Raw genomic sequence first — 14,706 nt, 5'->3', positions numbered from 1 at the left:
GGGGATCTCATACAATTTGTTATTCAGGTTGTGGGTTAAAGTCACTCAGTTCTGCATTTTCGTCATTTTGCAGCAGGATGCTAACACGCTGTTCAGCGTCGTTTAGTTTACTTTGACCAGCACGAGCGAGGGAGATGCCTCGTTCGAACTTTTTCAGCGCATCATCTAAAGCTAGATCACCATTTTCTAGTTGATCAACCAAGCCATCAAGCTCTTCGATAGCCGCTTCAAAGCTCATATTTTCAGGTTTCTTAGTAGCCATAATAAATCTGCGTTTGGAAAGATGAACGAACGTTACCCTAGGCCGCTGAGATGGTCAAATGTAACCAAGAAATTTTGCTAGAAAGTTCGTTTTTAAGGGGCTTGAACTCACTTTGGTTGAATAACCTTAGCTTTATCGAGTTTATGCGCTACGGATAAGGCCAAAGTAAGCTAATAGTTGTGATTCAAAAACGAAAAGTGTGATACTTAGGCCAAGAATTAACTAAAAGATCTTACAGTCTTGCCGATAAAAAGATTATCGTCGACATAGAGCTACAAAAAAGCATGAGGAGTGCTCAGTGGATTTAGCAACCCTAATAGGTTTGATTGGTGGATTTGCCTTTGTAATCATGGCAATGATCCTAGGTGGAAGCCTCGGGATGTTCTATGACACGACATCCATTTTGATCGTGGTTGGTGGTTCAACGTTTGTTGTTCTGATGAAGTTCACCATGGGACAATTCTTTGGTGCGACCAAAATCGCTGGCAAAGCATTTATGTTTAAAGCTGACGAGCCTGAAGATCTTATCGCTAAAGTTGTAGAGATGGCTGATGCAGCACGTAAAGGTGGTTTCTTAGCACTTGAAGAGATGGAAATCAGCAACAGCTTCATGCAAAAGGGCATCGATCTATTGGTCGATGGCCATGATGGTGATGTGGTGCGTGCCGCATTGCAAAAAGACATCGCGTTAACCACAGAGCGTCATGAGCAGGGCGCGAAAGTGTTCTCTGCATTCGGTGATGTTGCCCCTGCAATGGGTATGATCGGTACCTTGGTTGGTCTGGTTGCGATGCTTTCGAACATGGATGATCCTAAAGCGATCGGTCCTGCGATGGCGGTTGCACTTTTAACGACTCTATATGGTGCGATTCTTTCGAACATGGTGTTCTTCCCAATCGCGGACAAGCTTGCATTGCGCCGAGATCAAGAGACGCTCAACCGTCGCTTGGTAATGGACGGTGTATTAGCCATACAAGATGGTCAAAATCCACGAGTGATTGACGGTTACCTCAAGAGTTACCTGAACGAAGGTAAGCGCAGTCTTGATGGTGAAACTGATTAAGGGGGAAGAATGAAGATGGATGAAGACAATCCATGTAAATGTCCCCCTCCCGGTTTACCTCAATGGATGGGAACATTTGCTGACTTAATGTCACTGCTGATGTGTTTCTTCGTACTGCTGCTCTCGTTTTCTGAGATGGACGTATTGAAGTTCAAGCAGATTGCCGGTTCGATGAAGTTTGCATTCGGTGTCCAAAACCGCTTGGAAGTGAAAGACATTCCTAAAGGCACTAGCATCATTGCACAAGAGTTCCGCCCTGGTCGCCCAGAGCCGACACCGATTGACGTGATTATGCAGCAAACCATTGATATTACTCAGCAAACGCTAGAGTTTCATGAAGGTGAATCTGAGCGTGCTGGTGGTACGATGCGTGACCAAGGCAAGATGACCGGAGGTAAGTCTCCAGAGGTGTCGACTCACGACAATCAAAACTCTGAGTCAGACCAGCAACAGCAGCAAGCTGAGGCTCAATCGCAAGAGATGGAAACCTTGATGGAAAGCATCAAGAAAGCACTTGAGCGAGAGATCGACCAAGGTGCGATTGAAGTTGAAAATCTTGGCCAGCAGATTGTGATTCGAATTCGCGAGAAGGGTGCATTCCCATCGGGGTCTGCTTTCCTACAGCCTAAGTTCCGACCACTAGTTCGACAGGTTGCTGAGCTTGTTAAAGATGTGCCCGGTATTGTTCGAATCTCAGGGCACACCGATAACCAGCGACTCGATTCGGAGCTTTACCGTTCTAATTGGGACTTATCATCGCAACGTGCGGTGTCTGTTGCTCAAGAAATGGAAAAGGTCCGTGGTTTCTCTCATCAACGTTTGAGAGTGCGTGGTATGGCCGATACAGAGCCTGTCGAGTCTAATGATACGGAATGGCAACGTAGCCTTAATCGCCGCGTAGAGATCAGTATCATGCAGGGTGAGCCGCTCTATAGCGAAGAAGTTCCAGCAATCGCCGAATAGTCTTTACCAAGAATATGCATTCCAAAGCCCAATCTGTCGTAGATTGGGCTTTTTCTTTGTGTGATACATAAAAGTGTTTGTACCAAGCTGAGAAGAGAAGAGAAGAGAAGAGAAGAGGTGGGATGAAATTGAGATGGTAGCTTGCCGCCAAGGTGAGTTTATTAATGGCACCAAAGCACGCACTCTTTTCCTTGTTTGACTTTCTCATGTATAATTCGCGCCCTTAGATTTAATATTGATCTATTATTGCTTCAATAACTATGTGAAATGACCTTTTACGTGGTGATGAACTTATTAAAATTGTGAACCTTATTGGCGTGAAAGTACTATGAAATTTATTGTTAAGCCCCACCCGGAAATTTTTGTAAAAAGTGAATCGGTGCGTAAGCGCTTCACAAAGATTCTAGAACGTAATATTCGTACTATTCTTCAGCGTCGTACTGAGTCTGTGGCTGTCTTCAACCGTCGCGACCACATCGAAGTGACGTCTGAGAGCGATAAATACTTCAAAGAAACACTCGAAGTATTGACGCAAACTCCGGGTATTCATCACTCCCTTGAGGTTCAGCAATCAGAATTTAAAGACCTGCACGATATTTACGAGCAAGTTCTTGAGCGCAGCCGCAGTCTTATTGAAGGTAAGACTTTCTCTGTGCGAGCTAAGCGTCGTGGTAAACATGACTTTACCTCTATCGAGCTAGAGCGCTACGTAGGTGGTGGTTTAAACCAAGCGGTTGAATCAGCAAAAGTAAAACTGAAAAACCCTGATATTACCGTTAAGGTTGAAGTCGAGAACGACAAGCTAAACCAAGTAATTGAACGTCATAAAGGCCTAGGCGGTTTCCCTCTAGGTACTCAAGAAGATCTACTGAGCTTGATCTCTGGCGGTTTTGACTCTGGCGTTTCGAGCTACCTACATATCAAACGTGGTTCTAAGGTGCATTACTGTTTCTTCAATCTTGGTGGCCCTGCTCACGAGATTGGCGTTAAGCAAGTTTCTCACTACCTATGGAATAAATACGGCTCATCTGCAAAGGTGAAGTTCATCTCTATCGATTTTGAACCTGTAGTCGCAGAGATCCTTGAGAACGTTGAAGATGGCCAAATGGGCGTTGTTCTTAAGCGTATGTTCATGCGTGCTGGTGGTATGGTTGCAGAGCGCTTTGGTATCGAAGCACTAGTAACGGGTGAAGCTCTTGGTCAGGTTTCTAGCCAAACGCTAACTAACCTGCGTCATATTGATAACGTGACGGATACTTTGATCCTTCGTCCACTGATTAACTGGGACAAAGAAGACATCATCGACCTGTCTCGTAAGATTGGTACTGAAGACTTCGCTAAAGTAATGCCTGAGTACTGTGGTGTTATCTCTAAGAAGCCAACAGTGAAAGCGAAGAAAGGTAAACTAGAAGCGGAAGAAGCTAAGTTTAACTTCGAAGTGCTGGATCAAGTGATCGAGAACGCTCGTATTATGGATATTCGTGATATCGAGAAAGAGAGCCAAGAACAGGCACCAGAAGTGGAGCAAGTTCAAGCCGTTGCTGAGCACGCTGTCGTTCTAGATATCCGTAGCCCAGACGAAGAAGACGAAAGCCCACTAGAAATCGATGGTGTTGAAATCAAACACATCCCGTTCTTCAAGCTTTCAACTCAGTTTGGTGACCTAGACCAATCGAAAGAGTACTTGTTGTACTGTGACCGTGGTGTCATGAGCCGACTGCAAGCGCTTTACTTGCAAGAGCAAGGCTTCCACAACGTTAAGGTTTACCGCCCATAGTGGTGTGTTGACCAACCGTTGAGAATTTTGCAAAGCCGCTTACTGAAAAGTAAGCGGCTTTTTTATTTTCTATTATGAATGATTTACAGTAGTCAGACAGAGGCGTGAGTTTGGGCGTGCTATCGTCATGCTCAGCTTTAAAATTTTTGATTGATAGAAATGGTGAGCTCTAAACGGATTTATATGTAACTGAAGAAGTGTGAGTATCTTGAAGTATTCTGTTACTTTTTAGTGCAACTCAATGGTTCTATTTGTATGTGTTCAGTTGATTATTTGAGTGGGTGTCTGATTCTGTGATTAGCGATGAAAAATAATAAAGATTAATTAGCACAGCTATTGATAAACTTGTTGTTATTTTACTTTGGGCATAAAAAAACACCGCCTTAAAGGCGGTGCAAACCAATTTGACAGACAGGTCAAAATAAATACAGGAAGTATATGCCTCGTTTCAGTATGGAACTGCAACAAAACATTTGGTAGAACTCTACCCAACTCGAAAAGTACGAGTTTGCAAACACAACATCGCAGGAGCTAAACCAATTGATTCTGGAGAGAATCAAGCCGTTCAGGCTAGCTGCTGCGGGATGAAATATAGAATTTCTCTGGCCGCTAGGCAATGGACAAATTATAATGTTTCAGATAAAAAAAACTAATGCCTATTTAGAGAGTAACTATGTCTCGTCGATTACCCCCATTAAACTCCTTGAGAGTGTTTGAAGCCGCGGCTCGACACTTGAGTTTTACGCGTGCCGCAGAAGAGTTATTTGTGACTCAAGCTGCAGTAAGTCATCAAATTAAGGCGCTTGAAGAATTCTTGTCATTAAAGCTCTTTCGCCGAAGAAACCGCTCTTTGTTGCTGACTGAAGAGGGTCAAAGCTACTTCTTAGATATTAAAGATATCTTCACTTCTTTGGCTGAGGCGACAGACAAGGTGCTTGAGCGAAGCGAGAAGGGCGCATTGACCATCAGCTTACCGCCAAGTTTTGCGATTCAATGGTTAGTACCAAGGTTGGCTGATTTTAATCAGCAAGAACCGGATATCGATGTGCGAATCAAAGCTGTAGATATGGATGAAGGCTCGCTAACGGATGACGTAGACGTGGCTATTTACTACGGGCGAGGCAATTGGTCGGGGCTTAGAGCTGATAAGCTTTACCAAGAATACTTAATTCCTCTTTGCTCACCGTCGGTGTTGCTCGGAACGAAACCTCTAGAATCGTTAAGCGATTTGGCATGTCATACGCTACTGCACGATACCTCTCGAAAAGATTGGAAACAGTTCGCGAAACAAAATGGCATTGATGGCGTTAACGTGAATCACGGCCCTATCTTTAGCCACTCGACCATGGTGTTGCAAGCTGCTGCCCATGGGCAAGGTATTGCTCTGGGGAACAACGTTTTAGCTCAACCTGAAATCGAGGCCGGCCGATTGTTGGCTCCATTTGATGAAGTGTTGGTGAGTAAGAATGCCTTCTATGTGGTGTGTCATGAGAAACAGGCCGACATGGGACGTATTGCGACCTTCCGAGATTGGATGTTAGCGAAAGCACAAAGTGAACAAGAGGATTTGCTGGATGAATAACATCATTATTGATGGTGAAGACAACCCAGTAACCTTTGTCTTCGCGCACGGCGCAGGTGCAGGTATGGATCATGAGTTCATGCAGTCGGTAGCCAAAGGGTTGGCATTTAAAGGAATACGAGTGATTCGTTTTAATTTCCCTTACATGATCAAACGTGCGGAAGATGGTAAGCGTCGTCCACCTGATCGAGCCCCTAAGCTACTTGAAGCCTACCAAGAGATTATTGGGCAGGTTGATGCCGATAAGCTTGTGATTGGTGGTAAGTCGATGGGAGGACGCATGGCGAGCCATTTGTCTGAAGTTGATAAGGTGGCTGCGATGGCGTGTTTAGGCTTTCCTTTTCATCCTCCAGGCAAACCAGATAAATACAAAGGTGAGCACTTGGCTGAGTTAACAAAGCCGTGTCTTATTCTACAAGGCGAGCGCGATACCTTTGGTAAGCGTGATGAGTTCACTGACTTCGATTTGTCGGATTCAATTCGTGTTGAGTTTATTCCCGATGGCGATCATAGCTTTAAGCCACGCAAGAGCTCTGGTTACACTGAACAGCAGAATATTGCGTTAACCGTTGAGAAGTTGTCAGCGTTTATCAAAGAGGTGCTCAATGAGAAGTAAGTATTTACTAATGTTTGCTGGCATCTCTGGCGCGATTGCTGTGATGCTTGGCGCCTTCGCTGCTCACGGGTTGAAAGCGATTTTACCTGAGTATCTGCTAGGCGTGTTTGAGACCGGTGTTCAGTACCAGTTTATCCATACGCTCGCGATATTGGCGTGTGGTGCTCTACTACAGATGAAACTTGGCGCTAAATCACAAAAATATTTTTTCATTGCGGCAATTTGCTTTATCATCGGCATCCTTTGTTTTAGTGGCAGCCTTTATGGCTTAGCACTGACAGGAATAAAATGGTTTGGCCCTATAACACCGTTTGGTGGTCTACTATTTATCATTGGTTGGGGAGTCTTCTCCTTCGCTGCTTTGAATATAAAAGAGGTAACTCAGTGAAACACGTACTACTTTATTGTCGCTCTGGTTTTGAAAAAGAATGTGCTGGCGAAATTCAAGACAAGGCAACACAACTGGAAGTGTTTGGTTTTCCTCGCTTAAAGAGCAATACAGGCTTTGTATTGTTTGAATGTTATCAAGCTGGCGAAGCCGATAAGCTGATCAAAGAAGTTGATTTCCAATCACTGATCTTTGCTCGTCAAATGTTAGCGGTTGCTGTTGAAATCAAAGATCTCCCAACAGAAGATCGTATCTCTCCAATTCTTGAGGCGCTTTCTGAGAAAGAAGGCTTCCCGCGTTGTGGTGATATCCGTATTGAAACGCCAGATACCAATGAAGCGAAAGAGCTTTTGAAGTTCTGCCGTAAGTTTACCGTGCCGATGCGTCAAGCAATGCGTGGTAAAGGCCTGATGACTGCGAAAGATAACGCTAAGAAGCCTGTGCTTCATTTATGCTTTATCGCGCCGGGTCACTGCTTTGTTGGTTACTCTTACCCAACCAACAACTCACAGTTCTTCATGGGCATTCCTCGTTTGAAATTCCCATCAGATGCGCCAAGCCGTTCTACATTGAAGCTAGAAGAAGCATTCCACGTATTCATCCCTCGTGACGAGTGGGACGAGCGTCTGGCTCCGGGTATGTGGGGCGTAGATTTAGGTGCGTGTCCAGGTGGTTGGACTTACCAATTGGTTAAGCGCTCTATGTTTGTTCACTGTGTCGATAACGGCATGATGGCTGATAGCCTGATGGAAACGGGTCAAATTAAGCACCACATGGTGGATGGCTTTAAGTTCGAACCTGACCGTAAGAACGTGACTTGGATTATTTGTGACATGGTTGAGAAACCTGCACGTGTTGCTCACTTAATGGGTGAGTGGATCATCAAAGGTTGGGCGAAAGAAGCCTTGTTTAACCTTAAGTTGCCAATGAAAGGTCGCTACGATGAAGTACTGCAAGATATCGAGAACCTAAAACAGTTCCTTATCGATAACAAAGTTAAATTCAAGATGCAGGCGAAGCACCTTTATCATGATCGCGAAGAGATCACGGTTCATATTCAGTCGCTTTCGAATATCTCACCGTACTAATTATTAGTGACAGGGAAGAGTGACTAATATCAGTCATTAATCGGTCTGTCAGCGGCCAATAAAATGCTCCTTTATGGGGCATTTTTTGTGTCTGTCGTTTGGTGTCATAGATGGTGACGTTTTTGGTTGGCCGTTTGGTCATTGTCGCCGATTTATGCTTTAACCTCTGCGATCGTCAGTTAAAAAAGCCGTAAGAGATCGAGGCTTACGGCTACCTAATTCAGGGGTGATACGAAGCAGGATTTAATTAATAATTCAGCGGCAAAACTAAGTAAGTTTTACGACAAGAACATTCTAGCCAAAAGTGATTTTATTATAAGTAAGTGAATGTAAGTAAAGAATGTAAATGATAAGAATTATCATTCAAAGTGTGTAATATTCACGCTTCCTCACTTGATTCTATAAATTATAAAAACACAATATGAAACTTAAAGCATTATCAGTGGCCGTTACGGTTGCCTTGACTTCATTTACTGCCCTTGCTGCAGACGAAACAGAAACCGTTGTCGTTATCGGTTCCGCTCTTGATCAACTCGTTCAGACAGAAATCAATTCAGATATCCTTGAAAAGAAACAAGCATCGGACATCAAAGATGTTCTGAACACCATGCCTAGCGTAACGGTAGACGGAAACGCACGTTACTCTCGAAAAGTGTTTGTACGTGGTATGGAAGATAAATTTTCTGTAGTGACCATTGATGGTGCTCGTCAAGAAGGTCAGCTCTTCCACCACTCAGGCGACCAAGCGATTGATCCTGCGATGCTTAAACGCGCCGAAATTGAACTCGGTGGCAACTCTGCGCTATCTGGCTCAGGTGCGATCAACGGTTCGTTTAGCTACGAGACGAAAGATCCGAGCGACCTTCTTAAGCCAGGTGAAAGCATTGGCGCTCGAGTAAAAACAAGCTACCAAACGGCTTACGAGCGCTTTGCAACTAACGTGGCTGTGTACGCAAAAGTGAACGACAAACTGCAGTTCATGGGTATTGCTAACTACTCAGAAGATGGTGACCTGCATATTCCCGATCAGAAAGCGGTAACCTCAAAGCAGGGTGAGCTGAAGTCTGGATTAGCTAAGGTTGTTTTCATCCCAAATGATGCTAACGAATTCAAATTAACATTCAACCGATACAGTGATGGCGGTAAGCGTCAGCTTTCTGGTGAGAAGGCCGGTGCACTGTATGCTGACGACGAGCACAACTACCACTCTCTAAACCGTGATACAGTGAGTCTGCAGCACGAATACGATGCAGGCAGTGATTTGGTTCATCTGAAAACTAACGTCTACTACAACCGTCAGTACATGGATCGTGACGCGCTTGTTGACACTGCTTGGGACAAAGACGCGAACGGCGATTGGATTAAAGACGGTACAATTGCTATTCCTGATCGTGAATACAACGTGACGACCATTGGTGGTGACATTCGTAACATTTCTTGGGTTGGTGAGCATGAGCTTACTTACGGCCTTGATGGTTACAAAGCTGAACAATGGATTGATGCTGGAGATGGCGTTTACCAAAGCGGTTCAAAGCAAGGCGAAACCAAGAAGTACGGTATGGATGGCGGCACGGTTACAGCGTACGGCCTTTACGTGCAAGATATGTATGAATTCAGTGATTTCCGTTTAACCACAGGTCTGCGTTACGACGTTCATAAGCTGGGTGGCGTATACACGGGTGATTTCGACCAGCTGTCTCCAAAGTTCAAGGGGGAATACCAAACCACGGACAACCTAAAACTTCGTCTTGGTTACGGTCGTTTGTTTAAAGGTGCATCACTGCCAGAAACGCTAACGATGAAAGCGGCATCCGATGTTGACCAGTCTGATACTAAGGCGATGACAGGTAATAACTACGAAGCAGGTTTTGATTACGAACTGACAAGCTTACTTGCGGCGGATTACGCCATTCTAGGTTTCACGGCTTACACCTACAACCTTGATAATCAAATGCACCCAACCAAGAACAACTCAACATTAGCTAACCAGTATGATGTTGAAGTGTGGGGTGTTGAAACGGTATTAAGCTATCAGCTAGATGCGCTAAGTGTTTATGCTAACCACTCGTACTCCGATGGTGACCAAAAGAATCTGAAAAATGATAAAACGAGCCACATGAATAAGACGGGCATTCACAACTTCAAGGCAGGTTTTAACTACAGCCTAAACAGTGAGTTTGTGTTTGGTTGGGATTCTCGCTTTGTGCCTGGTAACGACTACACGGACGAAGATGGTAAACAGATCAAACGTGCAGGCTTCGGCACACACAACATTTGGGCGGCTTACACGCCAACATTTGCTAAAGATCTAGAGATGAACCTTGGTGTTGATAACTTGTTTGATAAGAAATACGCAGAGCATACTGGCTTTGGTATCTCTTGGGGTTCAGATAAGTACACCAGCTACGAAGCCGGTCGTAACTTCAAAGCCTCAATCGCTTATAGCTTCTAGTCCACTCTTTACTGCAAGTCATTCTAGAAATAGAAGTTAATCAGTATAAGCGACATGTTTCGCCTTAACTGAAACCAAAAAAAGCCTTAGTTCAGACTAAGGCTTTTCTAGTTTCTAATTACTGGTTTTTTAAATCATTGATTTATAATTGATATATTTCTAACGGTGAGATTTTTAGCGATTGAGCTTGTAACGTCGAACTAAGACACCGCTTCGTAGCGAATATCTTGCAGATTAAAGCCTAAATCGATGTCTGTTTTGAGTGCAGAAACGAGTTTACATACGCGAGCCGATTCAATATGCTCATCGAACTTCTTGCGATACTTTTTCGGTAAGTCTTCAGCTAAGAATGCCGCTTCAATATCTGGATACGTGGTTAGGATCTCTTTGGCAGCTTTTGGGCCAACGCCTGGGATCCCCGGAACTTGGCTTGAACTTACACCTGTTAATCCCCAGTAATCTGCCAGTTGTTCAGGCTTCACGCCAAACTCAGCTTCAATGAAGGGCTTATCTAACCAACGATGTTGGAAGTAATCACGGATCTGTAGCGTTGGTGACAGTAGTTGGCAGTAGCCTTTATCAGTAGAAATGATCGTGACCTTTTCGCCATGGTCAGCGACTTTCTTCGCGAGTGTTGCGACTAGATCATCCGCTTCATCGCCGTCTGAAAGTAATGAATCAATACCCAGCTCCCACCATGCTTGTTGAATCGCATCGAGCCCTTTCATTAAAGGCTCTGGCATTGGCTTGCGGTTTTGCTTGTAGGCAGGCAGTACCTCAGCTCGCCAGCCTCGATCTTGTAGATGATGATCAAATACCGCGATGATGTGCGTGGGTTGTGATTCGTTTAGGATTCGGTTGAGTGTACGAGCCGTTGTGGTGATGGTTCTTGCAATATCGGTGGGATCCGGCTGAACAGAGTGCACGCGTCGGATGAGGTTTAAGGCATCGATAATAACAAGATGGATAGACATAAGTTTCCACTAAATAGGCAATAAAAAAGGGGCTGCTAGCCCCTTATAGTAACGTATCACTTGGTGAGTTGAAACGTTAGCGACGTAAACGCCATAACCTGATTAACTTTAGACCTGCCAATTGGTTATCACTGCATTGGTTATCACTGAGTTGGTTACCAGTGAATGAGTGTCATTAATTACTGGGTGCGATCTTATAGCAAGGAACATAATCCGTACCGCCCGGCAGTTTCATTCGATGCTGTTCAACAAAGTCATTCAGCAGTTGATCCATTTTGGTCATCAGCTCTTTGTCCCCATCAATGATGAATGGACCATGTTCCTCGATTTCAAGAATACCCTCAGCTTTGACATTACCCGCGACAATGCCTGAGAACGCTTTACGTAAATTAGCGGCTAGGCTCTCTGTTTTCTGATCCATATGTAGGTCGAGTGCCGCCATAGACTCATGCGTAGGGTCGAATGGCAGTTGGAACTCAGGCTCAATATGCAGTGACCAGTTATAACTGTATGCATCACCTGTCTCTTTACGATGAGATCGAACATCTGGCATTGCTTGCTTCATGATTTTCGCAGCGCGTGCTGGGTCATCAATGACGATCTCATAGTGTTTTTGCGCATCAGGCCCTAAGGTTTCACCGATGAACTTATCAATCGAACGGAAGTAAGCCTCACTCTCTTTTGAACCTGTTAAAACAATCGGCATGGGTTGATCGACATTATTAGGGTGCATCATGATCCCTAATATATACAGCAGCTCTTCGGCCGTGCCGGGTCCTCCAGGGAAAATAATGATGCCATGGGCCATACGCACGAACGCTTCAAGACGCTTCTCGATGTCTGGCATTATCACCAGTTCATTCACGATTGGATTTGGTGGCTCAGCTGCAATGATCGAAGGCTCTGTTAGCCCTAAGTAACGATGATCAGTATAGCGCTGCTTAGCGTGACCAATAGCTGCGCCTTTCATCGGACCTTCCATTGCTCCCGGTCCACAACCGGTACAGATGTTCAGTTCACGCAGGCCTAATTCATTACCCACTTCGCGAGTGTATTGGTATTCGGTGGCGTTAATCGAGTGGCCACCCCAACACACGATCAGGTTAGGCTCAATGCCGGGAGTGAGTGCACCAGCGTTTCTTAAAATCCCAAAAACGAGGTTGGTGATGTGAGTGGCGTTAGTCAGGTTGAGTCGTTGGTTGTCTGCTAAATGCATGTTGACGTAAACAATGTCACGCAGCACTGAAAATAGGTGTTCTTGAATACCCTTAATGATTTCACCGTCGACAAAAGCATGCTCCGGTGGGTTACTGAGTTCGAGCTTGATACCACGCTCACGGCGTACGACCTCAACATCAAACGATTGATACTTGTCGAGCAACTCTTTGGAGTTGTCGGTGTGGCTACCAGAGTTGAGTACCGCTAACGTACAGTTACGATACAGTTGGTACAGATCACTAGACGCGGTTTTCTTAAGACGCTCAACTTCAAGTTGAGAGAGTAAATCCATGCTACCGGCTGGGCTGATATGAGTGATCATAATGCCTCCTTGTTGAAAAGAGCAGGGGGACGTTGAAGTGACCCTCTGGCTCGAGAGTGAGAAGCAAACGTTGAAAGTGTTTGGTTAAAGGTGAGAGAGTTAACCAGACGAAACGGTTACGACAGCGTTGCTTAATGACTTAGTTAGAATGGCTTACGAGCCTATATACAGATGCTTAAGTACGTATACACATTTTCTTAAGTTCATATATACACTGATTCTTAATTTCATATACAAAGACTTAAAAGCTTATATACGCATTGCTTGTCAAAAATGCTTGTTAAGCGAATGTTAATCATTAGCTTAGCAAACATTGAGGGAATTGGTATGTGATAAGTATTTGAAAAAATGAAATAAATTAAACGATGAGCAGGCTTAGTGCCAAATGAGTTGGTTGGTACCACGTTGTTTTGCTTTATTTAGCGTCTTATTTAATCGCTCTAGCACTTCTTCTGGTGTGTCTGATTCTTTAAACTGAGTACTTGCCGCACACAGAGTAATGGTGATCTGTTGGTCGCGAAATTTAAAAGGTAAGCGACTTACTTGAGCCTGAATGTTCTGAATCACCTGATGGCAATATTCATCCGTTTGTTCAGGAAGTAATAAGACGAACTCCTCACCAGAAAAACGAGCCACAGTATCAGTAATACCGACCTCTTTGGTGATGGTTCTTGCGATGATTTTAAGGGCTTTATCACCCGCGGTATAACCAAAGCTATCGTTAATGGCTTTGAAGTTATCGATGTCTAGCAGTACAACGCGTAGTGAGTGTTGTGCGCGGATCCAACGACGATATTCAAGCTCTAAGCGGTCGGTAAAGGCGGTACGATTGTAGACCTTAGTGAGTGGGTCAAGCAGCATACGCTGAGCCTGATCCTCAAGACGTTTTCTGTAGTCTTGGGTCACTTCGTAGAGAGAGTCTAGTTGAGTCTTTCCATAACTCATTCGTTCGATCAAAGCTTGTTCTTTCTGCTCTGCATGATTGAGTCGCTCTGACAGAGAAGCTATCTCGCTAAGAAGCGGATTAATCGACTGCTTCAAGACAGTAATATCAGTGGCTTTCTCAACCGAGTTTTGACTTTTGACGACAAGGTCGCTTAACTCTGAGTTAAGGCCTTGGCGGTGCTCAAAATAGCTTTGGCTTTGATCGGTATTTTGGTCTGCAGTTTTGATGCTGGAAGAGAGTGAAGCATTGAGCTGATCGATAAACTGTTCAGATTTCTTACGCTCTAGATTGGTGCCTTCAATAACCAGTTTGAGGATCTGAAGTGACAGTTCAAGTAGGTTTTGTGTTGAAACACCCAATAGGAGCTTTGCTCGAATATCGATAAGCGAGTCACCTGATTCACCCTCAAAGTCGAGTTCGGTGATCAAGTGTTGTAATTCTGTGGAAAGGTCCGAAAGTAATTCTTGCTCAGGAGATTGAGCTGTATCGCCAAAATGAGTGCGAGAGTTGTTCGCCATAATCTTTATGGCACGCTCATAAATACTGAGAAGCTTCATGGCGTGGTCGACTTTCTGACTGCCATTGCATTCGGAGAAGCTAAGTAAGTTTCGTAGTTCGCGTTTCAACTGCGCTGGAAGACCAGTAATGCGTTGTAGCGTTTCACCACTGTGCTTAATGCTATCGTCCAGATATCCGTTCTGTTTATCCATAGCCAACGTTTTCTGCTTAAGCATCCTTTCTAGTACTGCCAGTTTTGGGATCATTGAGCTAATGTCTTTTTGCTTTTCTAGCTCTTCCCGCAAAGCAATAAGGTTTTCATCTAAATGTTCGTTACTTCCAACGCACGCGTCACTTAATGATGTAACGATACGCTTTAGAACTTTCTGCTCTCTAATAAACTTGAACGAAGTGTCTCTCTGTGTCAAACGAACTTGTTCCAACTGAACTTTCAGCTGGTGGAGTTGCGCGTGAATGTCTTGTTCGAGAATGCCCATAGATGTATTAATTAGCGCCGAGTAGACCGATCACGATCGTTTAGATGAAATTCCATTGCA

General features: G+C 44.4%; 12 protein-coding genes. 8 read left to right on the top strand and 4 right to left on the bottom strand.

Annotation, left to right across the window (positions count from 1 at the left end):
* Positions 1-19: 19 nt before the first annotated feature.
* Positions 20-262 (bottom strand): exodeoxyribonuclease VII small subunit, encoded by a 243-nt coding sequence (gene xseB, locus QWZ07_RS18700; protein ID WP_004734405.1) that lies wholly within the window; start codon positions 260-262, stop codon positions 20-22.
* Between the two features lie 298 nt (positions 263-560).
* Here xseB and pomA point away from each other — a divergent pair, with 298 nt between their 5' ends.
* The 8 genes from pomA to QWZ07_RS18660 all read left to right on the top strand — a co-directional run bounded on the left by pomA (position 561) and on the right by QWZ07_RS18660 (position 10,191).
* Positions 561-1,325: a flagellar motor protein PomA gene (gene pomA, locus QWZ07_RS18695; RefSeq protein ID WP_017106271.1), complete on the top strand. Its 765-nt coding sequence runs from the start codon at positions 561-563 to the stop codon at positions 1,323-1,325.
* A 15-nt stretch (positions 1,326-1,340) separates the two neighbouring features.
* Positions 1,341-2,288 carry a flagellar motor protein MotB gene (locus QWZ07_RS18690; RefSeq protein ID WP_029223478.1) on the top strand — a complete coding sequence of 316 codons (948 nt, stop codon included), beginning with the start codon at positions 1,341-1,343 and terminating at the stop codon, positions 2,286-2,288.
* Between the two features lie 328 nt (positions 2,289-2,616).
* Positions 2,617-4,065 carry a tRNA uracil 4-sulfurtransferase ThiI gene (gene thiI, locus QWZ07_RS18685; protein ID WP_102339890.1) on the top strand — a complete coding sequence of 483 codons (1,449 nt, stop codon included), beginning with the start codon at positions 2,617-2,619 and terminating at the stop codon, positions 4,063-4,065.
* Positions 4,066-4,738: 673 nt separating this feature from the next.
* Positions 4,739-5,647 (top strand): transcriptional regulator GcvA, encoded by a 909-nt coding sequence (locus tag QWZ07_RS18680; protein ID WP_017106275.1) that lies wholly within the window; start codon positions 4,739-4,741, stop codon positions 5,645-5,647.
* Positions 5,640-6,263: an alpha/beta fold hydrolase gene (locus QWZ07_RS18675; RefSeq protein ID WP_192852251.1), complete on the top strand. Its 624-nt coding sequence runs from the start codon at positions 5,640-5,642 to the stop codon at positions 6,261-6,263. Before QWZ07_RS18680 ends, QWZ07_RS18675 begins: the two co-directional genes overlap by 8 nt.
* Positions 6,253-6,651 (top strand): DUF423 domain-containing protein, encoded by a 399-nt coding sequence (locus QWZ07_RS18670; RefSeq protein WP_192852250.1) that lies wholly within the window; start codon positions 6,253-6,255, stop codon positions 6,649-6,651. Before QWZ07_RS18675 ends, QWZ07_RS18670 begins: the two co-directional genes overlap by 11 nt.
* Entirely contained in the window at positions 6,648-7,739 is a 1,092-nt protein-coding gene (rlmM, locus tag QWZ07_RS18665) for a 23S rRNA (cytidine(2498)-2'-O)-methyltransferase RlmM (protein ID WP_192852249.1), read from the top strand. Before QWZ07_RS18670 ends, rlmM begins: the two co-directional genes overlap by 4 nt.
* Positions 7,740-8,160: 421 nt before the next feature.
* A complete protein-coding gene (locus QWZ07_RS18660) occupies positions 8,161-10,191 on the top strand; it encodes a TonB-dependent receptor plug domain-containing protein (protein ID WP_192852248.1) in 2,031 nt (676 codons plus the stop codon).
* A 200-nt stretch (positions 10,192-10,391) separates the two neighbouring features.
* Here QWZ07_RS18660 and xni read toward each other — a convergent pair whose 3' ends face one another.
* The 3 genes from xni to QWZ07_RS18645 all read right to left on the bottom strand — a co-directional run bounded on the left by xni (position 10,392) and on the right by QWZ07_RS18645 (position 14,646).
* Positions 10,392-11,165, bottom strand: a complete 774-nt coding sequence (gene xni / locus QWZ07_RS18655; protein WP_017110410.1) for a flap endonuclease Xni — start codon at positions 11,163-11,165, stop codon at positions 10,392-10,394.
* Between the two features lie 175 nt (positions 11,166-11,340).
* The gene (gene ppnN, locus QWZ07_RS18650; RefSeq protein WP_102300271.1) at positions 11,341-12,705 is read right to left on the bottom strand and encodes a nucleotide 5'-monophosphate nucleosidase PpnN; all 1,365 of its coding nucleotides are present in this window, start codon (positions 12,703-12,705) and stop codon (positions 11,341-11,343) included.
* 375 nt (positions 12,706-13,080) lie between these two features.
* Positions 13,081-14,646, bottom strand: a complete 1,566-nt coding sequence (locus tag QWZ07_RS18645; RefSeq protein ID WP_192852247.1) for a GGDEF domain-containing protein — start codon at positions 14,644-14,646, stop codon at positions 13,081-13,083.
* Positions 14,647-14,706: the final 60 nt, after the last annotated feature.

Origin of the sequence: Vibrio lentus (assembly GCF_030409755.1) — a bacterium.
GTDB classification, from domain to species: Bacteria; Pseudomonadota; Gammaproteobacteria; order Enterobacterales; family Vibrionaceae; genus Vibrio; species Vibrio lentus.
This window is presented reverse-complemented; position numbering and strand designations above follow the sequence as displayed.

What these genes read in the sequence shown, in the direction of transcription:
- ppnN (WP_102300271.1), bottom strand. Translation starts at nt 12,705, where the DNA reads ATGATCACTCATATCAGCCCAGCCGGTAGCATGGATTTACTCTCTCAA.
- QWZ07_RS18645 (WP_192852247.1), bottom strand. Translation starts at nt 14,646, where the DNA reads ATGGGCATTCTCGAACAAGACATTCACGCGCAACTCCACCAGCTGAAA.
- QWZ07_RS18670 (WP_192852250.1), top strand. Translation starts at nt 6,253, where the DNA reads ATGAGAAGTAAGTATTTACTAATGTTTGCTGGCATCTCTGGCGCGATT.
- xseB (WP_004734405.1), bottom strand. Translation starts at nt 262, where the DNA reads ATGGCTACTAAGAAACCTGAAAATATGAGCTTTGAAGCGGCTATCGAA.
- QWZ07_RS18675 (WP_192852251.1), top strand. Translation starts at nt 5,640, where the DNA reads ATGAATAACATCATTATTGATGGTGAAGACAACCCAGTAACCTTTGTC.
- QWZ07_RS18660 (WP_192852248.1), top strand. Translation starts at nt 8,161, where the DNA reads ATGAAACTTAAAGCATTATCAGTGGCCGTTACGGTTGCCTTGACTTCA.
- xni (WP_017110410.1), bottom strand. Translation starts at nt 11,165, where the DNA reads ATGTCTATCCATCTTGTTATTATCGATGCCTTAAACCTCATCCGACGC.
- thiI (WP_102339890.1), top strand. Translation starts at nt 2,617, where the DNA reads ATGAAATTTATTGTTAAGCCCCACCCGGAAATTTTTGTAAAAAGTGAA.
- QWZ07_RS18690 (WP_029223478.1), top strand. Translation starts at nt 1,341, where the DNA reads ATGGATGAAGACAATCCATGTAAATGTCCCCCTCCCGGTTTACCTCAA.
- QWZ07_RS18680 (WP_017106275.1), top strand. Translation starts at nt 4,739, where the DNA reads ATGTCTCGTCGATTACCCCCATTAAACTCCTTGAGAGTGTTTGAAGCC.